The organism is Rivularia sp. UHCC 0363, assembly GCF_034931125.1.
In the GTDB taxonomy this organism is placed as follows: Bacteria; Cyanobacteriota; Cyanobacteriia; order Cyanobacteriales; family Nostocaceae; genus Rivularia.
In genome coordinates this window covers 1-21,591 of sequence record NZ_JAYGHM010000096.1, presented here as the reverse complement: position 1 = coordinate 21,591, position 21,591 = coordinate 1, and the positions used below count along the sequence as shown (strand labels likewise).

The 21,591-nt window shown below is 39.0% G+C and carries 12 protein-coding genes; 7 read left to right on the top strand and 5 right to left on the bottom strand.

Features of this window, described 5'->3' with window-relative positions; genetic code table 11:
* Positions 1-260: 260 nt before the first annotated feature.
* Together VB797_RS32155 and VB797_RS32150 are read right to left on the bottom strand one after the other, a co-directional pair.
* The gene (locus VB797_RS32155; protein WP_323241859.1) at positions 261-788 is read right to left on the bottom strand and encodes a hypothetical protein; all 528 of its coding nucleotides are present in this window, start codon (positions 786-788) and stop codon (positions 261-263) included.
* A 453-nt stretch (positions 789-1,241) separates the two neighbouring features.
* Positions 1,242-1,712, bottom strand: a complete 471-nt coding sequence (locus VB797_RS32150; protein WP_323241858.1) for a beta/gamma crystallin domain-containing protein — start codon at positions 1,710-1,712, stop codon at positions 1,242-1,244.
* Between the two features lie 452 nt (positions 1,713-2,164).
* Between VB797_RS32150 and VB797_RS32145 the strand changes: the two genes are divergently transcribed.
* Entirely contained in the window at positions 2,165-2,878 is a 714-nt protein-coding gene (locus VB797_RS32145; protein ID WP_323241857.1) for a hypothetical protein, read from the top strand.
* Positions 2,879-2,925: 47 nt separating this feature from the next.
* Here the strand turns inward: VB797_RS32145 and VB797_RS32140 are convergent, their stop codons facing one another.
* Positions 2,926-7,614 (bottom strand): CHAT domain-containing protein, encoded by a 4,689-nt coding sequence (locus VB797_RS32140; protein WP_323241856.1) that lies wholly within the window; start codon positions 7,612-7,614, stop codon positions 2,926-2,928.
* 93 nt (positions 7,615-7,707) lie between these two features.
* Between VB797_RS32140 and VB797_RS32135 the strand changes: the two genes are divergently transcribed.
* Together VB797_RS32135 and VB797_RS32130 are read left to right on the top strand one after the other, a co-directional pair.
* Positions 7,708-8,415 carry a DUF4351 domain-containing protein gene (locus VB797_RS32135; protein ID WP_323241860.1) on the top strand — a complete coding sequence of 236 codons (708 nt, stop codon included), beginning with the start codon at positions 7,708-7,710 and terminating at the stop codon, positions 8,413-8,415.
* Between the two features lie 338 nt (positions 8,416-8,753).
* Positions 8,754-11,678, top strand: coding sequence for a DNA methyltransferase (locus VB797_RS32130; protein ID WP_323241855.1), 2,925 nt, complete (start codon positions 8,754-8,756; stop codon positions 11,676-11,678).
* 44 nt (positions 11,679-11,722) lie between these two features.
* Here VB797_RS32130 and VB797_RS32125 read toward each other — a convergent pair whose 3' ends face one another.
* On the bottom strand, positions 11,723-11,896 hold the full coding sequence (locus VB797_RS32125; RefSeq protein WP_323241854.1) for a hypothetical protein: 174 nt from the start codon (positions 11,894-11,896) through the stop codon (positions 11,723-11,725).
* Positions 11,897-12,182: 286 nt separating this feature from the next.
* On the opposite strand from VB797_RS32125, the gene VB797_RS32120 reads away from it, so the two are divergent.
* The 4 genes from VB797_RS32120 to VB797_RS32105 are packed head-to-tail and all read left to right on the top strand — an operon-like array spanning position 12,183 to position 19,631.
* Complete coding sequence (locus VB797_RS32120; RefSeq protein WP_323241853.1) at positions 12,183-14,111, top strand: ATP-binding protein; 1,929 nt, start codon at positions 12,183-12,185, stop codon at positions 14,109-14,111.
* Entirely contained in the window at positions 14,111-16,909 is a 2,799-nt protein-coding gene (locus VB797_RS32115) for a DEAD/DEAH box helicase (RefSeq protein WP_323241852.1), read from the top strand. Before VB797_RS32120 ends, VB797_RS32115 begins: the two co-directional genes overlap by 1 nt.
* Positions 16,906-18,885 carry a BREX-3 system phosphatase PglZ gene (gene pglZ, locus VB797_RS32110; RefSeq protein WP_323241851.1) on the top strand — a complete coding sequence of 660 codons (1,980 nt, stop codon included), beginning with the start codon at positions 16,906-16,908 and terminating at the stop codon, positions 18,883-18,885. The genes VB797_RS32115 and pglZ overlap by 4 nt, the downstream gene beginning before the upstream one ends.
* A gap of 5 nt (positions 18,886-18,890) precedes the next feature.
* Complete coding sequence (locus tag VB797_RS32105; RefSeq protein ID WP_323241850.1) at positions 18,891-19,631, top strand: hypothetical protein; 741 nt, start codon at positions 18,891-18,893, stop codon at positions 19,629-19,631.
* A gap of 740 nt (positions 19,632-20,371) precedes the next feature.
* Here VB797_RS32105 and VB797_RS32100 read toward each other — a convergent pair.
* A complete protein-coding gene (locus VB797_RS32100) occupies positions 20,372-21,538 on the bottom strand; it encodes a hypothetical protein (RefSeq protein ID WP_323241849.1) in 1,167 nt (388 codons plus the stop codon).
* Between the last annotated feature and the right edge of the window lie 53 nt (positions 21,539-21,591).

Below are 21,591 nucleotides of genomic sequence, written 5' to 3'. Positions count from 1 at the left end.
TGGCTTTTGTTTTAAAATGTTTTCACTTTTTCTTTACAGCAACTAAGTAAGTCGCCGTAAAAAATTCAATGTTTGTAATAAGCCCTTTAGCGCTGAGGTGCTTACTGCGAGGTAATTTTCAAGTTTTACTTTTCTTTACATAGTTCGGTTTATTTCTGCCGACTTATGTCTTTTGGAAAGAGCTATTCTCTAGAGAGCCAGTCCAGTAGAAGAAAACCCATCTTTCAAATTGCCGGAGTGTATATAACAATTACTTAAATCTACTCACCATCGGAGTTAGATGAACTTTTTTTAGGTATAGGTTTTACCTTAAGGTCACATGGATCGTCCTTCGTGACAAACACGTATCCAAGTTTGGGTTTCCATTTTCCTTTGTCATTTAATGCAATTACATTGGGGTACCTAGGATGTTCTTGACCGGATTTCCAATTAGACATTAGCTCACTATTGCCAGGACATTGACTTTTATAACTAGATTTAGAAATTGGAGAATTAGAGGGCGTACTATTAGTAGTCGAATTTTTACTTATACTTAGCGTTTTGGTATTTTTCTGAGATGTAGCTTTAACTTCTGATGTTTTATTAACATTGTTATTGTGTTTGTGGTTCTCGATAATTATTTGACCAAAGAGAGCGAATAAAGCGTTTAAAATACTGAGAATCACAGCATAGTAAAACTTCTGCTTTTCTAATTGAACATTTGCTTTATCAATGCGTCTAGCTTGATTAATAGCTTGGCAGGCAAATAAACCCGCTGGTAATAGCAAACTCAGTAATAAAACTGGCATAATTCCTTTAATGCTATTTCAGTAATTATGTTTATAAAATCTACCCCTCGAATTTTATCTCGGTGATAGGAACAAATTCAGATTTTCCATTGGCTTCTTTTTTGCTTTTGATGGCTTGCCTGAGAATGTCCTACCCTTCCTTACAAAGGTAGGTATTTTGTACTCGATTATTTTGTTGTTTTAGCCAATGCTTAAACGCTGAAACAACAAAGCTGTGTTAAGCAATTGAGAATTTTCTCAACTATTTTCTAAGCGCATCTAATTTTGTAGATATTGATACAGACAAAAAGCTTGAGACTCTATCTGAATATCAATTTTTCATTCAAAATAGGACGAATTGTCGTAAATGATTGAAAAAACATGGGTCGAATAGCTTTTAAAAGCCCCTTAACAACTGCCTTGCAGCCTTAACTTGTGACAAATGGCGGCTGGATGCCAACCGCCGCCATAACATCAGTTGATATGGATGGTGGAAATGGTCACTGTGCCAACCGTGTTGATGAAGTCAATGACCTGATGCTTGCCGAAATTGAAGTTTCCTTTGTTAGTGACAACAAAGCCTCCGTTGTTTCCAGAGTACAATCTATGCACGTCAGCGATACCAACTAGAATCTCGCCACGATTAGCGAAGCACATTGTAGCCCTGTCGCCTCGAGGTCCTTGAACTATGTTAAAGGTTTCAGACTCGCAACGGGCACGGTTGACTGCATGAGCTGGCATAACCATACCAACAAAGTTCCCTACTACGAGTGCAGCCACGGCAGCCCACCTGGCGACCTTACCTCGCGACGACGAGAGGTTTTTTAATAGGTCGTCAAGTCCCGCTCTCGCTTCTAACTCCTCATCCTTTAATAACTCAAGGTCAGAAGAAGCGATTGGACTTGCTGATTCGAGACTTTTTTGATTTTGCATCTTGGAATTCATTTAAATACTCCTTTTGACTCTATTTTTTTGTTGAACACAAAGAGAAACTTTAGGTAGTTGTTTTCCCTGCTTCCACTTTTAAATAAGTTCAGGTTCAATCAACCTATACACTTAGCTAAAATAGTTAATATAAATTCTCAATAAAATAGGAGCTACATTTATAACTCTTGGCTATAGTCGGCGATTGGTGCAAGATATTGGTTAACGCTTTTAAATTCCGATATCATTACACAGAGTGCGATCGCTTGTTATCCATCTATAAATACAAGTAAATATGACTAAACTTCCATTTGGATCACATAAGTGTATAAGTCGATTGGATTTGCATCTAATTAAAACTAGAAGCAGGAAAAACAAGCAATTAGCTTGGGTTCCTCGTTCTGCTTAAAAGAAAATCACACCATCAAAAAAACATTCCTATGAGCATCAAACCTGATTTGCGACAAAGTTTTATGACTCAATTGCTGAAAACAAAATCATTTACACAAACAATCAGCAAATTTTCTGCTATCGGACTAGTGATGTGTTCGTATTTAAGTGCATCATTTTTAACAACCGAATCTAGCTACGCTAACAGTGTCTTCAACAAAAAAGATTCTGCTGTTGTCCAAACAAAGCAGAACTCTGGAGTTAAGGGAAATTACAAAGACTTTTTGACAGCACTTGCAATAAGAGAAACAGGACAACAAAATCCACCTACAAACATTGAGAACCAGTTGGGTTTTATAGGCAAGTATCAATTCGGAGAAGGCTTACTGAAAGACCTTGGCTATTACGACACCCCTAATCCCTATATTGGTGGAGGAAATGGTGTAGATAGGAATTATTGGCGCGGTAGATGGACGGGAAAAAATGGGATTAATAGTAAGGAAGATTTCCTTAATAATAAGAACAATGTGCAAGAAATAGCTATTCAAGAAGCTATGCAATACAAGTGGGGTCTAATCAAAAATCAACTCAATGGACGCTCCATAAAAGAATTTATCGGACAACAACGAGGAGGAGTAGTCGTCACAGCATCCGGAATTCTTGCAGCAGCACATCTGCGTGGCGAAGGAGGGGTTGCCAAGCTGCTGCTTAATAACCAGGTTTCTCAAGATGAAAATGGCACTTCGATTCTCGCCTACCTGGGGGAATTCGCCGGATACCAAGTCCCTTTTGATTAGGGAAAACACTGCCAGCGTCATTGGAATTCTTTTGTGCTTTTAGTAGTTCACTTTTGAATTCCGATACCGTTACATAAAGCGCGATCGCTATTACTCACCTTCGGATTATTTTGCAGATAGTCACGCAACCAACCACAAGTATCTCCTAATAGTTGATTTTGCTGTAATTGTAAATCCCAGATAATCACGTTTCCTTTTTTGTCGGCGGAGATCAGATGATTACCATCACCACTAAAATCTATACTGTTGACATCATCGCGATGTCCCGTATATTCCTTCAATTCCTCTCCATCACGACTCCAGAGTTTGACGGTTTGATCGAAACTGGCTGTGGCAAATTTGTTACCATCTGGACTAAATTGAACGCGGAAAACCGGGGCTTTATGTGCTTTGAGAGTTTTAATTAATTTACCTGCTGCTGTCCATATTTTAACTGTTTTATCCTGACTCGCAGTGACGATTATCTTGCCGTCGGGACTGAAACTAATACTGTGAACTCCATCTTTGTGGGTTGTATTTGTTGTATTTGTATACTCTGTATCTTCATCTGTAAGCGTTTGAATGGGTTTACCTTCCCTTGTCCACAGTTTGGCTTTTTTATCCCAACCCGCAGTGGCGATGATTTTTCCATTTGGACTCCAGTTGATGCCATTAACACCTTTATCCATTTTATGTGCGGCAATGGTTTGCAGCAATTTGCCTGTTAAACTCCAAAATTTGACCGTACCGTCATAACTAGCGGTGACAATCATTTTGTCATCGGCGATAAAATTGACCTGCCAAATCCATTCTTTGGGGTGGGCTGAGAAGGTTGTGATTATCTCTCCTTGACGATTCCAGATTACCACGGTGCCATCATTAGTAGCGCCAGCAATTTTTTGTCCATCCCTACTAAAACTGGCATGGGTAAACCAGGTTTTATCACTCGCATTCGCCAATGTGAGAGTTTTAATCAATCCTCCTGAGCGTTTCCATAGTTTCACGGTTCCATCTTTGCTAGCAGTGGTATATTCCTTGTCATCTGGACTGAAACTGACGGAATAAATCGCATCATGATGGGCTTTTTGAATATAATATTTCTTTCCTTGGATTTGCCAGAACTTAACGGTTCCATCTTTGCTAGCAGTGGCGATGGTTCTCCCATCCAGACTGTATTTGAGGCTCCACAGCCAATCCTCATGTCCGGTTATTAGGGTTTGCAGTCTCTCCCCGGATTCATTCCAAATAATCATATTTTGGTCAGTATCAGCGCTAGCTATTTGCTTGCCATTGGGGCTAAAGCTGACACTTGTTACCGCATTTGTATGAGCATCTAGGGTTTTGAGAAACTTCCCTTTAACGCTCCACAACTTGATAGTATGGTCTTGACTAGCAGTAGCTATTTTTTGACTATCTGGGCTGAAACTTACATCCCATACCCAATTATCGTGTCCAGCTAAAGTGTGCAGTATTTTGCCATCCCGACTCCAGATTTTCGCTGTTTTATCCTGACTGACGGTAGCAAGTTTCTCGCCATCTGGACTAATACTCAGGTCCAAAATCGCCATGGAATGGGCTGTGAATTTTGTGATTAATTGACCTGTAGTTGTCCAGATTTTTACGTATCCCTTGCCGTCTGCGCTGGCAATTGTCTTGCCATCTGGGAAAAAAACTACACCGTAAACAGATCCATCATGCTTCAATTCCCGAATCAATTTACCTTTTGTTGTCCATAGTTTCACTGTACCATCCCAACTGGCTGTGGCAATGATATCCCCGCTAGGACTGAATTTGACACGATAGACCGTACCCTGATGTCCGAGGAAGTTGTGTAGCAATTTTCCTTGGAAATTCCAGATTTTGACCGTTGTGTCTTTACTTGCAGTAGCAATCATCTGACCATCAGGACTAAAGTCAACGTCCATGACTTCATCTTCATGGTTTTCCAGTCGATTAATTTCTTTAACGTGATAAAGTGCTTCTTTTGGGAAGTTATCAACCTGATTTTGGATGTTTGCTTTATCAAATGTTGGTGAAAAAGAAGTTTCATTTAATTTTTTGTATGCTCTTAAACCTTCCAGGAGAGCATCAAAATCTTCACCTAAAGCCAACATTGCTTTGCTGGAGCGGTTTAAAGCTGTAACTTCGTTGAAACGAGCATTTTGCCATTGCCACCAAGCAAATCCAGCAGCCATCAAGGTGATTAACAAACCACCACTGAGTCCTGATATAATCAATCGCTGCTTAGTTTTATTTTGACGCAGTTTTTGTTGTTGATTCGTAATGCTAGCAGTAATAAAATCCTGTTGAGACGGGGTGAGGTGTTCTCTGGTGATTTTGTACCAATCTGCTGCCACAGCTAGCCGTGTTCCTTGTAATAGTGCTTCCGGGTTTTGTTGGTTATTTTCCCAGTCACGGATTTCTAGCTTTAATCTTTCTTGCCAAATCCGAAACTCCCGATTATCTTGAATCCACTGGCGAAAACGAACCCATTGTCTAATTAACGCTTCGTGAATTATTTCTACCGTCTCTTCCTTGTTTTCGCTATTCTGATCACAACCAGTCACCAGCAAACGTGCATCAGCTAACTTTTGCACCAAATCCCAATTTGTATTTCCTACCTCTTTTCGAGTCGCTACACGTCGGGTATCCTCCGTACCTTCCCCAGGACGTACTAACTGAATAAATATTTTTTCGGCGCGTTTTTTATCATTTTGACTCAACTTATCTAACACCGTATCGGCGTAATTAGCCAAACCCTTCTCCAAACCACCAATTTCTTGATAAGCTTCGTGGGTGAGAAACCATTTTCTAGGGTTTTGCCAAAGCTGTGTCAGGGTAAACTCAAGTAAAGGTAAACGTCCCGGTTGATTACCTAAATCCTTGATTAAAGTTTCAGTCAACCCCTCCTCAAGTACAACCTTCATTTTTTGCGCTGGTTTTTCAATCGCACAACGCAACTCCTCCCGATTCATCGGACCTAGATTATAAATTCCCTTCTGTAAAGCATCGCTAAAAGGACGGTAAGATAAAGCATAGCCATAAAAATCCGCCCGCAATGTCAAAAGCAGGGTAAATCTGGGGACGTTGTTGATGGTGTAAATTAATGCATCTAGAAAAGGCTGGCGTTCTTCTGGTGGTGCGAGGGTGTAAAGTTCTTCAAATTGGTCAATGATAATTATTAAGTGTTTTTTGGTAAAAATATCATTGATTAGCTCAGCTAGTTGTGTCTCATCATGTCGCAAGTCGATCTCTAAAACCAGTTGATCTAATGTAGTTTGTGTATCCATCGAATTTTCTGATGAATTTTGAACTGGTAATGGTGGTGCAAATTTGTGATGATGATTAAGTGCGATCGCTAAATTTCCCAGGGGATTATTCCCTGGACGAAGAGAAATTATCTCTACATCTCCCGTTGCTCGCAACTTCGGAACTAAACCCGCAAACACAAGAGAAGATTTCCCACTCCCAGAAGCACCTACAACAGCTACTAAAGGTTTTCTTTTCACTGCTGCAACCAACTCGTTAATAGATTTCTCCCGTCCAAAGAAAAAGGGTGCATCTTCTTCTTTAAAGGCAGATAAACCTTGATAAGGAGACTTTGGTAATTTACCAGATAATCCACCTAATTCTTCCCAAGTAGGAGGTGTTTCGGAGGTGTTTTTACAAATAATCGGTAAACTACTCACCCCAGGAAGCAGTTTTTCTGACTCCGACAACCCGGTTAGTTCTTGTAATTTACCTCTAGCTTTGGATACCGCAGTGAATAAACAATCTCCACTCGCATAGGAAGCCAGAAAAAAATTGAGAAATTTCTGGGCAATTTTATCTGGTACTGGTTCTCGCCAAACTATTACATAGGGCAAATTTAAATCTGCTAATCTTTGCGCCAAACCCAGTCCATCACAGGAATTAAAAATTGCTAATTTTAAACCTTGATCAATTGCTGATGTTAAAGTTCGAGGAATTTCCTCTAAATCTAAACTGTCATCGGGATTAAGAGCGATTATCCCTTTTTTACCATGTTCACGAGATTCACTGTGTCCAGCAAAAAATAAAATATCACAAGGCTCATCCCAAAGTTGATGCAGTTCTTCGCGCTTGGGTTCTTTCAAAAAAACGGTTTCGGCTCCTCGTTTTTCTAAACCTAAAATTAATTCCTCGTCAATTGAAGTATCAATGTTTTGGCTATCACCCAAAATACTAATAATTTTAATTCTTCTGAAAGTCTCATAATTTGATTTTTTGACTTTCTCAAAGGATAAGGATGAAGAAAATAAATCTTTAAAACAAAGTGCTACTTCTGATGCCAAATTTTCCCTAAATAAATTACATTCTTGCCAAGGAATATGATGTAAAATATTTTTGGTTATTTCTGATTTAATCCCGTGGGTATTAACAATTAAACGAATATCCGAATTTAGATTCGAGGGAAGTACTAATTCTATCTGTGACTTGATTGGTAGTAGCCACTGATTAAGTTTTTCCTTTAAATATTGAGCGTATTCAGAACAAACATCTGTAGATATATTTGTAACTTGGTTATTTTTAAAGCCTCTGCTCCTCGGTTGAGCTAATAAGTCGTAGGTTTTTTTCCAACGCTCATAGCTTGGGGGAATTTCTGGGGCTGGAGCTAATTCAATTTTTAATTGTATAGAATGAGTATGAGTAGAAAAAGCATCTATCTGAAGTTGGATTTTTCTAAATCCTGATTGAAAATCACCATCTGCAAATTCTAAATTTACCCATAGTTCCATAAATAACTATCTCAAATTAACTATAGCGATAAGCGTTAATAGCTTGATTAGATAACTATATAAAGTAAATTTAACACGATTTGACTCCATGTAATCTTTAAGATAGAACTTTTTTTAGAACCAATTCGTGCTGACTCCGTTACATTTTTACAAACAACAAATCGTATTTTACATATAGAATTCCAGACGGAACCTGTATCAAAACCTCCAATTCCCTTTCGGATAGGAGATTATTCCTTCAGGTTAAAACGTAAATACCAATGTCCCGTCACACAAGTAGTGATATTTTTACAGGAAACTACCAACGAAATCGCATTTACTGAAGAATATCGCGACGAGACGACGATACACCGCTATCAAGTAATCCGTCTGTGGGAGCAAGATTCGGCTTTATTTCTCAACAATCGCGGACTTCTACCCCTAGCACCTTTAACCAAAACCGACTCACCAAAAGAGCTACTAAACCAAGTTGCTCAAACAGTAGCTACAATTTCAGATATAACAGAGCAGCAAAACATTACCGGGTGTTTGGGAATTTTAGCTGGTTTACGATTTGATAAAGATTTAATTCGTCAATTTTTTCGGGAGGATATTATGCAGCAGTCAGTAATTTATCAAGATATTGTCCAAAAAGAAGCATTTAAATTGGTAAGACTTATGATTAATGCTCGTTTTGGCGAGATTGATTCATCATTAATGCAACAGATTGAAAATTTATCAGCAGAACAAATAGAAGCTTTAGTAGAGGTATTCTTCAACTTCTCTAATTCCAGCGATTTACAAGCATATTTAGACCAGTAAAATCAATAAAACCTGAATTTTCCTCCCCTTCCCTTGCCTACGGTGTACACACAAGTACTCTCCACATAGGTTTGAGGGATTTTAAAGGCGTTAAATCGTCATTACGAGCGAAGCGAAGTAATCGCAACATTTTGGGATTGCTTCGTCGTTCCTCCTCGCAATGACAGGCTTTGAGAGATTTTTATCTGAGTGCAAAACTTGCTTCCAGGTAGGATTTGAAGACTTCTGTGTACACCGTAGCCTTCCCTTGCAGGCAAGGTGCTGGGGGTTAGGTTCCCCAGATTTCGACATCAACACGGTATCCTAGAACAAGTGTCAAATCGGAAAAAGCTACCCGTATGGAAGGAAACCAGATACCGCTAGATATTGAACTCCAAACCAATTCACCGCAGCAAAAAACTGTGAAATGTCTCGGTATGACTTTTGAAAATGACGCTGCACGCCGAGCTTATTTTACAGAAAAATTGCGGGAGAAATTACAAGACCCCGAATTTCGCAACATTGAGGGTTTTCCCATTGGTGAAGACGAGGATATTTTGGCTTTATCTGACCCACCTTACTATACTGCTTGTCCTAATCCTTTTATTGAAGAATTTATTAATTATTGGCATCAAGAAAAAGAGGAAAGTAATTTAACAACAGAAGAAGAAAATTATCATCGCGAACCCTTTGCAGCAGATGTGAGTGAAGGGAAAAATGACCCAATTTATAACGCTCATTCCTATCATACAAAAGTACCGCATAAAGCGATTATGCGCTATATTTTGCACTACACCGAACCCGGTGATGTTGTTTTTGATGGATTTTGTGGAACGGGAATGACGGGTGTTGCTGCACAATTGTGTGGAGATAAAGCAACGGTAGAATCTTTAGGTTATAAAGTGCAGGCTGATGGCACTATTTTAGATGAAGATGGCAAGGAATTTTCTAAATTAGGTGCTAGAAAAGCGATTTTAAATGACCTTTCACCAGCAGCGACATTTATTGCTTATAACTACAATACTCCTGTTGATGTTGTTGAGTTTGAAAGGGAAGCAAAGCGGATATTAGCTGAGGTGGAAGAAGAATGCAGTTGGATGTATTTGACATTGCATAATCCGACTGCGGAACAAGTTGATAAAGCGGTTTCTTTACTGAAAAAATCTAATAATCCACAAGTTGATATTCAAAATTCAGGTTTACCGTTTGGGAAGATCAATTATACAGTTTGGTCGGATGTTTTTATCTGTCCCGAATGTGCGGGGGAAGTAGTTTATTGGGAAAATGCTGTTGATAAAGAAGCTGGAAAGGTGAGAGATAATTTTCCTTGTCCTCACTGTAATGCTGAGTTGAATAAACGTAAGATGGAGCGTGCTTGGATAACAAGGTTTGATACTGCTATTAATGAAACAATAAAACAAGCAAAACAAGTACCTGTTTTAATTAATTATAGTTTCGGAAAAAAGCGGTTTGAGAAAAAACCAGATATATTTGATTTAACTTTAATTGAATATATTGAAAATAGCAATATTCCTTATTGGTTTCCAACTGATAGAATGCCAGAAGGTGAAGAATCACGCCGAAATGATGATGCTGGGATTACTCATGTACATCATTTTTATACAAGAAGGAACTTATTGTCCTTATCTAAGATAAATAATTTACTTAATAGTTCCTTAATAAAAATTTATAAATTCATGTTTTCCAGCATGATATATAGAGCAACTAAAATGAATAGGATTCATCTAAAAAACTATTTTTTTGGTGGTGGTGGTTGTAATGCAGGTTATCTTAAAGGAACTCTATATATATCATCAATTCCTATAGAAACATCAATAATTGAACAAATTAGTGATAGGATAAATTGGATAAGTCGTGGATTTAAAAAGTTAGCAAATACAAAAACAGTATCGTGTACGATAACAGCTTCAGCAAGTAATACATTAGTCAAACAAAACTCGATTAATTATATATTTACTGACCCTCCTTTTAGTAACAATATAATGTATTCCGAACTAAATTTTTTATGGGAATCTTGGCTAAAAAATTTTACTGATAATAAGCTAGAAGCAATCGAGAATAAAGTTCAGGGAAAACGGCTTTTAGAGTACCAAGAATTAATGGCGCAATGCTTTGAAGAATATTACAGAGTGCTAAAGCCTGGACGTTGGATGACAGTCGAATTCCATAACTCTAGAAATAGTGTTTGGAATGCTATTCAAGAAGCAATGCAGCACGCTGGTTTTATCATCGCAGATGTACGAACGCTAGATAAAAAACAAGGTTCCTTTAAACAAGTAAATAGTAGTAATGCTGTAAAACAAGACTTAGTAATAACAGCCTATAAACCCACAACAACTTTAGAACAACGCTTCCAACTCAAAGCCGGAACAGAAGAAGCTTGCTGGGAATTTATCCGCACTCACTTACAACAACTCCCTACATTCGTCGCTAAAAACGGAACAGCCGAAACTATAGCCGAACGCCAAAATTATCTATTATTTGACCGGATGGTAGCTTTCCACATCCAGCGAGGTGTTACCGTTCCCCTCTCCGCTTCGGAATTCTACGCTGGGCTTACACAACGTTTTGTCGATCGCGATGAAATGTTCTTTCTCCCCGAACAAGTACCAGAATACGATCAAAAACGCATGACTGTACGTGAAGTTCTGCAACTAGAGTTATTTGTCAACGACGAAGCAAGTGCAGTACAGTGGCTCAAACAACAACTTACCAAAAAGCCGCAAACGTTTCAAGAAATCCATCCCCAATTCTTGCGGGAAATATCTTCATGGTTGAAACACGAGAAAACTTTGGAATTACGAGAACTTCTCGAACAAAACTTTCTCTGCTACGACGGTAAAGGTGCAATTCCCAAACAAATTGTTTCTTGGCTGAAGCATTCTTCAATTCACCGGGATAAAATCAACGAATTAGAAGAAAATGCGCCCACCGATGCAACTGGATTAGAAACAAACGACCGAATACTTATCGATGCTGCTAAAGATAAATGGTACGTTCCCGACCCCAATCAAGCCATAGATTTAGAGAAATTACGCGACAGAGCTTTACTCAAAGAATTTGAAGAATACCGTCAAAGCAATCAGAAAAAACTCAAACAATTTCGTTTAGAAGCTGTACGGGCTGGATTTAAAAAAGCATGGCAAGAAAAGAATTATTCCATCATTGTGGAAGTTGCTAAAAAGATTCCAGATAAAGTACTGCAAGAAGACCAAAAGTTAATTATGTTGTATGACAATGCGGTTGGTAGGATTGAGGAGTGAAAAATATAAATTATATTGTTTGCTTATTCTCGTTTATATTGTTCTCATGTAATTGTCAGTTCATTTTCCGCATCTTTAAACGCTTGAATATCTTCTTCGTCTTCTATTTTACGGATTTTGAGCAACTCTAAGACATCTTCTAAAGTGTCTTCATAGGCTAATTCTAATTGTTCATGGATGGCTTTTAATAATGCTTGCTTTCTAGTTGTAGTTTCCATTTTTGAACCTCTTTTCTTTCTATAAGTTTACTTATTTTATTATTCAACAGCAGTAACATTATTTTATGTAAGTAAGTATACCTTCATTATTTGTGTCATTGCGAGCGACAGCGGATCTTTCCCAGAGTGTTACGATTGCTTCGTCGTTCCTCCTCGCAATGACAAATGTACAATTAATTTTGCCTAAGTACTTAGTACTTGTAAAAAATACAACCCGCTTTTAAAATAATCTGTATAATTTTAAGCAGTATTTTCAGGGAATCACCTAAATATAGTTGAAATATCTATGCTTAATGAAGTGCTGCAAACTTATCCCCAACCTATAGCTTACGCATATGGTAACATTCACCGCGCTCATTCCAATTCAGAAAAGTTAGACCTAATTCTGCGCTGTGCGGAAGTTGCCACTCGTTATCTGTGTGCTTTAGCTATAGCATCTTTTGCCGCACGAGATGATGAAAATGTCCCGCTACCTTCAGCTTTGCAAAAATTTCGCGGAAATCTGGCTTTTGGTCATTTTCTTAGCGTTGTTCAAGAAATTTCTAGTTTAAAAACTCCCCATCCTTTACAAAATCAATTTTCTCAGTGCTTTCAAAATAAGAAAAGTCAAGCAAAAGGTAAGTTAGAAAAGTTACTAGAATTAAGAAATAAAGTCAGTCACGATCCAAAAGGTTTAAACGAAGCTAGCGCGACTAATATTTTAAATACAGAAAACCCACTAGAAATTCTCGAAAATACATTACAAGGAATTTTACCCTTGTGTGAATTACCATTATTTTTAGTTGATGCTCACAAACCCAAGAAAAGGATTATCCACATCATTCGCTTGTTATTGGTGGGGGAACAAAGCGAACCGATGCCAGAAGAAATTGCTGTTTCTAACTTGTTCCCAGACGAAAAAAGATTGTATGTAGGAACCCAACAAGGAACGCTGCAACTTTACCCGATGTTGGTGTGGGGTTTGGAGTGCGATCGCGCTGCTCAAAGTATTTATCTTGTAGACAAAGTTGCTACAGAAAAACTTGCGTATAAATCTTTAGCCGCTTTCAATCAACCAACGGAACCACCAATACCGGATGATTTAATACAGGTTTTAGATGGTGAAACTATTCCGATTGAAACAATTACTCTTCACGACGGTAGAAGTTTTGTAGAAGCTTGGAAAGAAAAACGAGAGTTAATTTTAGCAGGTAAAGCCAGCGTTTCCCAAAGCGTGGAATGGACTCAACTGAATGAGAAAACTCTAAAATGGTATAGCCAGATTCTTAAAAAACGAGTCAATTTAGATACCTTGATATCTCAAGGAATCAACGTAGATTGGAACAATCCCACAGATGCAATTTGCCAAATTTTACTTGATGGTAGGGGAGAAGTTACACCCGCAGAAGTACAGCAATTAACGTTGTTATTTGGCAATAGTCAAGAAATTCGCCGTCAAATCGGCAGAGATATTCTTGATTTACGGGTAAGATTATCATTAGAAGGACGTTGGGATAAACGAGAGGAATTGACAGAAAACCTACTCGAAGTCATGAAAAAAGCCGTCAATTTTATTACTCAGCACAATCCCATTGAAGGTTTATCAAGCGATAATCTCCAGACATCCACGGGTTCTGCTGATTACATCGCCGTTCGCGAAGCATTGATTAACTTAATTATCCACCAAGACTATACAGACAAGCGGACTGTGGCACAAATCGAACTCGAACCACACCGGACAATTATGGTTAATGCTGGTGCATCTTTAGTATCAGAAAAAGACTTGATGAACGGTGGAACCAGTACAGCCCGTAACCCGTTGATAGCTCGTGCTTTAAAATTAATTGGCTTTGCAGAACTTGCTGGCTCTGGCTTGCGGGAAGTCTCCCGCGTCTGGCGCAATGCAAAACGTCGTCCTCCCATCGTCCAAACCGAAGAACAACACAACCGCTTCCGCATCGAACTTGATTCTCGTCCGTTAAAAATTATCGCCGACAGCTTCTGGAAACAGCGTTTGGGAGTTACCGTTTCTCCCGAAGCTGCCAAGATTTTGGGACTTTTAAGTAATGCACCTGCGGGAATGAGCCTTGCTCAAATTTGTTCGGGAACTGGTGCTGATAAAGATAATATTATAGTAATGTGTCAAGAGTTACATAGAAAGATGTTGATTGACAATGAATCTGAAATGTATCGATTGAAACCTCATCTGCAAGAGTTTGCGAGAGAGGCAACATAATGAATGATGCTTGGTTGTGGAGCGAAGAACATCAACAGCTATGTAAAATAGTTGAAACCCAAACACTTTGGGGCAATACCTTTCATCGCATCTGGCTACCCAACCAAGATACAGTAGTTCGCGTTAGAGCAGACAAACTCAAACCCCTTGCGGATGCGGAAATTACAACTCCTGCAAGTATTGTTTATATCGCCACAGCCGCCCGTATCGCCGATGCTTTAACCCAAGATGTACTCTTAGCACCAATTGAATCTTCCGTCATTCCCTTACCCCATCAAATCAAAGCATTATCCAAAGCAGTTTCTAGCAATAGCGTCCGCTACCTCCTTGCTGATGAAGTTGGATTGGGTAAAACCATCGAAGCTGGATTAATTATGCAGGAACTAAAACTGCGGGGAATGGTACAGCGTATTTTAATAGTTGCACCTAAAGGTTTGGTTAGCCAATGGGTAAGCGAAATGCATCTGCACTTCAATGAAAAATTTCAGCTTATTCTACCAGAAGACCTGAAAACCTTACAGCGTTTATATCCTCAAGAAAATCAATCCTCAATCCAAAATAGCTGGAGATTATTTAACCAAGTTGTTTGTCCGATGGACTCGGTAAAACCAATGGATAAACGCCGTGGTTGGACAGCAGAACAACTGGGAGAATATAACAAACTACGCTTTGAAGATTTAATCGCCGCAGGTTGGGATTTAGTTATTGTAGACGAAGCTCATCGTTTAGGTGGCAGTACCGAGCAAGTAGCGCGTTACAAACTCGGTCAAGGGCTTGCGGAAGCTGCACCCTATTTTCTCTTGCTTTCCGCTACACCCCACCAAGGTAAAACCGATGCTTTTTATCGTCTCATTTCGCTTTTAGATTCCGTAGCTTTCCCCGATATTAGCAGCGTGACGCGGGAACGAGTCCAGCCTTACGTCATCCGTACCGAAAAGCGTAGTGCAATAAATGCTCAAGGAGAACCTTTATTTAAACCCAGACAAACTCAGTTAATAACTGTTTCTTGGTCGGCAAAACACCGCCAACATCGCCAATTATACGAAGCAGTCACAGACTACGTGCGAGAAGGTTATAACCAAGCATTAAAGCAGAAGAAAAGTTACGTTGGCTTTTTAATGATTTTGATGCAGCGTTTGGTAACATCCTCTCCCCGCGCTATCCGCACCACCTTAGAAAGACGGTTGCAAGTCTTGCGGGAACCTGACGAACAATTAACTTTATTTCCCATGTTTGCAGCCGAAGAATGGGTAGAACTTGATGGACAAGAACAAGTAGAGTCAATTTTAACAACTCGTCTCAAAGCATTTAAAAACGAAACAGCCGAAGTAGAATTATTACTAGAAGCAGCCAAACGCACGGAAGAAACTGGTGCAGACCCCAAAGCAGAAGCCTTGCTAGACTGGATTTATCGCTTGCAGCAACAAGAAAGCGACCCCGATATCAAAGTTTTAATTTTTACTGAATTTGTCCCTACCCAAGAAATGCTGCGGGAATTTTTAACTCAGCGCGGTATTTCTGTAGTTTGTCTCAATGGTTCAATGGGAATGGAGGAACGCAAACAAGTTCAAGATGCCTTTGCCAAAAATACCCGCATACTCATTTCTACTGACGCAGGTGGTGAGGGATTAAACCTGCAATTTTGCCACGTCGTAGTTAATTACGATATCCCCTGGAACCCGATGCGATTGGAACAGCGCATTGGTAGAGTAGACCGCATCGGACAAACTTATTCGGTACGTGCTTTAAACTTTGTATTTGAAGATACGGTAGAATACCGCGTCCGCGAAGTCTTGGAAGAGAAACTTGCAGTTATTCTTAACGATTTTGGTGTAGATAAAACCGGAGATGTACTTGACTCAGCACAAGCAGGGCAGATATTTGACGACTTGTACATTGAAACCCTGATTAACCCAGACAATTTACATACCAAAGTCGAAGAAGTTGTTAATAGGGTACAACAACAGCTAACAGCAGCAAAAGAAAGCGTAGCTATTTACCAAACCAATGAAAAATTAGATCCAAGCGCAGCACAGCAACTTATCAACCATCCCATCCCCTATTGGGTTGAACGGATGGTAATTAATTATTTAAAAGCATACAATTGCAAAGTCGAGAAAGATGAAACCTGGAACCTAACTTTACCTACGGGGGAACAGTTAAATAATGTAGTCTTTACGGCGACAGAAGCAGCAGCAATACCAGATGCCCAACATTTAACATTAGAAGATGCTCGGATTCGGGGAATAGTGAGTGGGAAAACCAGCTTTGCTCAAGGGCAACCAATCCCCAGCCTTATTATAGCGGGTAATCCCGTTAATGTTCGGGGTTTTTGGTCGTTATGGCGTATTTCTATTTATACCGAAGACTGGAATCAACAGCAGATAATGCCCCTGTTTCTTCATGACAACGGACGAGTATTTTTACCAACAGCCCGCCACATTTGGGAACAATTATTAACCGTTGAAGTAGAAATTCAAAAACATCTAACCGGGGAAGAAGCAATAACAGCATTTAACAAAGCATGGGAAGCCGCATTAGTACAAGGGAAGAATATTTACGAGCAACTGTTGCAGAAACATCAAAAGCATCTGAATCAAGAACAAGAAAAAAGCACCTATGCATTTGCAGCAAGACGACGAGCAATTGAAAGAATTGGATTACCCCAAGTAAAAGCTTATCGCTTGACGCAATTAGCACAGGAAGAACAAGCTTGGGACGAAATCATGCAGCAAAAAATGCACGTAACACCCGAATTGATGCCGTTGTTGTTGGTGCGAGTGGGGGATGAACAATGAACTGGCGCGACCAAATTTTACAAGAATTCACACCCCAAGTAGCCCCTTTCACCCTGGTTGCAGATTCAGATAATTTGTTAACGGAAGCAGAGATACTGCAAAAAATACAAGCAAGGGGTTTTTCCATTCTTCCTTTTAGAGATGGTATTTCCTTCCGCTATATTTATGAAACCCAATATCGCGATCGCTCAGAAAATGAAGTGATAGATTTAGTTATTGTCTTGAATGAGGAAGATCGAGAATTAGATACCTTACCTTATGATTTATTAAAAGCAGGACGAAAACTTACTTTCAGCTTAGTAAACTTATTCCCCAATTTCAGCTATACAGTAGTTAATGCCTTAGAGCGCAGTGATTTTGATGCATTATACCAAGCCCAAACGCAACATAAACCACAACAACTAGGTGAAAATGCAACCAAAGATTTTATACTGCGTTATGTCTTCGATATCGACTCAAATGTAATTAAACAAACATCCGATTTACTATTAATTCTTCTACGTCGGCATTCTAGCGGTAAAAAAATACCAACTATTTTCAACGAACGCTTCATTCAAATTTTAAGAGAACGAAATTTGTGTTCCAACTTACCTTTAGAAACAATAATTCCCGATAGTCAAGCCTTCTTCACCTTTTTACAACAAAATTGGGTTAATTTTATTAAGCAGAAATTAACAAAATCACAGCAGGTTTCTGAAGCAATAGGTAATTATATTAATTCCACAAACTTGCCTTTCGATAACGAAGAAATTCGTTTGTATCTAAACCAACTTTTTATAAAAGGGCATTTGCAACCAATTGTTTTAAATGAATTAGGAATTACAACCGCCAACTTACAATTAAACCCTTGGATAAGAATTGGTTTACGTATCGACCCCGAAGCCGAAAAACTTCGTAGATTGCAAGATTTAATGCAATTTATAGATTCTTCTATTCCCGATGAAGATGCAAAGTATCAAGACTGGTTAAAATTTGCTCAAACCTGGGCAGAATTGATAGTTTTATGGTATGAAGCACAATTGTCAAGCTTGGATAATCAATTTATCGCACTGCAAGAAAAAGTAGATAATACCTTTTTTGATTGGATTGAATTACATTATGGAACTTTGTACAATCAAGCAGCAAATACACCAGTAATGCTGCATCAAATACCGCGTTTTTTGGAACGTAATTTGGAAGCATCAAAAACGAATAAAGTTGCACTGATAGTATTAGATGGTCTAGCTTTTGACCAATGGTTAATTTTACGTCAGGTACTGCTTGCACAAAACCCTAATCTTAAATTAAGTGATGAAGCTGTATTTGCTTGGATACCTACGATTACCTCTGTCTCTCGGCAAACAATATTTGCAGGGAAGCCTCCGATGTATTTTCCCAACAGTTTGAATACTACAGCTAAAGAAGAATCTTTGTGGAAGCAATATTGGATAGAACGAGGATTTAAGATTCCTGAAATTGCTTATATTAAGGGATTGGGTGAAGCAGATAGTATTTCTGTAGTAGAAGAAATTTCTCCCTTAGTCCGAGTCTTAGGTTTAGTAGTCGATAAAGTCGATAAAATAATGCACGGAATGCAGCTTGGCACTGCGGGAATGCATAACCAAGTACGTCAATGGGCTGAACTTGGTTTCATATCAAACTTACTCGATTTATTATTAAACAACGGCTTTCAAATATTTTTAACATCCGACCACGGTAACATAGAAGCAACTGGCATCGGACAACCGAAAGAAGGTGCTACAGCCGAATTACGTGGTGAGCGTGTAAGAGTTTACCCGAATTATACTTTAAGAACAAATGTTAAAAATCAATTTCCTAACGCCATTGAATGGCAAAATCTGGGATTACCTCCAGAATATTTACCGCTTTTAGCACCAAGTCGGCAAGCTTTCATTCGACAAGGAGAAAAAATTGTCGCTCATGGTGGTACTTCTTTAGAGGAATTAGTAGTACCATTTATAGGCATTTCAATTTAAAGCAGATGAGTAGACGGGTAGAAGTTGGTTTTAGTCGGCGCATACAGTTAGATTGGCTCGAATTAACAGCCAATCTGGTTTTAGCTGGCAAGACAAGCCCCGAAATTCAAACACAGCTAGATGATTTTTTGCAAGATAAGCTTTCCATTGGTAGCCAGAGTCAATCTAGCAGTCGCAGCAAAGCAATTTCCATACTTCAAAAGATATGGGTAAGAGTACCAGCAAAGCTAGAACCGTTACGAGATGAAGCGTTAGAACTTTTAGTTAATACCCCACAACACCAACATTTAGCGATTCATTGGGGAATGACAATGGCTGTGTATCCATTTTTTGGCATTGTTGCAGACTCAGTTGGACGCTTGCTAAGATTGCAAGGTAAATTTGCCGCAGGTTCCATACAAAGACGTATCGGAGAACAATTAGGCGATCGCCAAACTGTATCGCGGGCAACTCAACGTATACTGCGCTGCTTTGTTGATTGGGGAGTACTGCAAGATACCAGTGAAATCGGTATATATCAATCTGCTAACACACAATCGGTAGATAACAGAAAATTGGCAGCATGGCTGATAGAAGCAGCTTTAATTGCTAGCGATTCTGAATCACAAGCTTTAGGTGTAATTAGTCAAACCCCTATTTTATTTCCATTTACTGTCAGTTTGATAAATCCCAGAGATTTGGAGATGAATCGAAGACTCGAATTTTTCTGTCAAGGAATTGATCAAAAAATGGTCATGCTGCGGTGATGATTGAGTTTTGCAGAGAATTAAGTCTATTTTTGTCTTTGTTGTTGTACTTATAGAATCTATTTGACATCTTTTAGTATCTTGGAGCAAATTAATTCATGGCAAAAGCTTTACTCAGCAATCATGCAGTATTTTAGTAGCCTTACAGACGAAGAGTGGGAAATGCTTAAGAATTGAGAGGTCAAATGCTTGGATGGAAAGGTGCAAAATCTTTATCAAGAACTTTGAGAGAAACCTAGCTAACGCAACTGCCAAAGTCCACCTTTGTTTTATTCGGTTGATGGTTAAAAGGCTTGCTCTCTAGTCTAGCCCTGTCAAGGTGGCATTGAAGTAGGCTTAAAAACGCTAAAAATAAGAAAGAGAGCTAAATTAGAGCATTAATGCTCGTATTGAATCTCATTTTTTCTCAAGTTTTTTATCAATAAACTGAGATTATTGATAAAAAATTAGTCATAAAAGAAAATCAAAAAAGTAATCATAATTGAAAATTAACGTTTTCTCAGGACTTCTAGGATATTTTCAGTCACCTTGACAGGGCTACTCTCTAGTCTTAGATGTCAGATGGGTTCTATAAATTATCCTTCAGTTGTTAGTTCGTAAATACTACTCATCAGTCAGGTATTTAGTACTTATGAACTTGTTACAGATTGGGTACGGAACGTGGGATAGATACTATTTTTCTGCTAGTTATCAATAGTATGCATTTCAAACGGCTATTTTTGCGATTCGCCGTTCGCAATCTAGGTAGTAATAGTAAGATTTTGATTGTTTTCGGAGATGCCTATTAATAATTCAAGACATTCTATCCAATAGTGTGTTGTGGCATTACCGAGGGCGATGGTTATTTCGTTAGTGCCAACATGAAGCATTGTTGTAATTTCAAAGCGATCAACAGTATAGTTATCACTTCGGGGGTCGTGGTTAGCAGCTACACACTTGTTATTAACCTCAATTTTCACTGGTGAATACCCTTTCCTACCGCCCGTTCCAGAAGAGAGATGACTTAAGTACATTACTGCAAAAGTAGCTGGCTCTTGTAAATCAAAATTAGCTCGGATACAACTGCGATTTGGGTACAGCAAACGGAGTTTACCATCGAAGGCTTTGGAGTCATCATTATTAAACGTTACAATTGACAAACCATCTGCGACGCTTCTCGTTCCTCCCGAAAAATCACAAGTCAACTGATAATTTGTCGCATTTCGGTCAGCTTGCTCCTGTTGCTGCTGAAGCTGAGCGCGTTGGCGATCGCATTCTGCGGCTTTATCCGCATCTCTTTGCTGCTGAATTAGTTTTTGCTCCATCTCTTGGAGGTTTACTCGTACAAGAGCGTTAATATCTTGTGTTCGTACAATTGCAGATATATCAAAAGCAGGTTTAACAGCTATGAGTGACAAAGTGTTTACATAACTGGATGCTCTTCCACAAATACCTATTGCCACGTATTCATCAGGTACGTAAACTTCTACCTTCTTAGCAGAGCCAAATGTCTTAACGTAAGATGGCAGTTGAGGTATCAATGATTCGCTGATAAATTCTTCATCAGTAACTTGCCCATTCAACCATCTGCGCCAAATCAAACTGAGGGCATTGATAGCTCCGTGTCCATAGTAGTTCACTGTCTGAAAGCTTAGACCAACTAGCACATACCCTAATTGTAAGAAAATATCTCCACCACCTCCTGAGCCTCCCTGCTGCTTCCCAATATAAAGTTCCGAGCTAATAGAGCGATTCGCCTCAAGAGGCTGGAAAATGGGCGTTACTGCATCAATAATGTCGCCCTTACGGATTTGCATTCCAGTCATCACACAAGTATGAGAAATTTGCTCAAAATAGCTTCCTGAAGCACCTTGGGGGTTTGGGATTTCCATGCGTATTAAATTTTTATCAGGCGATTCGTATTGCATTTTCCATTTTTAAATATGTAGCTTTTATTCCCAAAGATAAACAAAGCTCAACC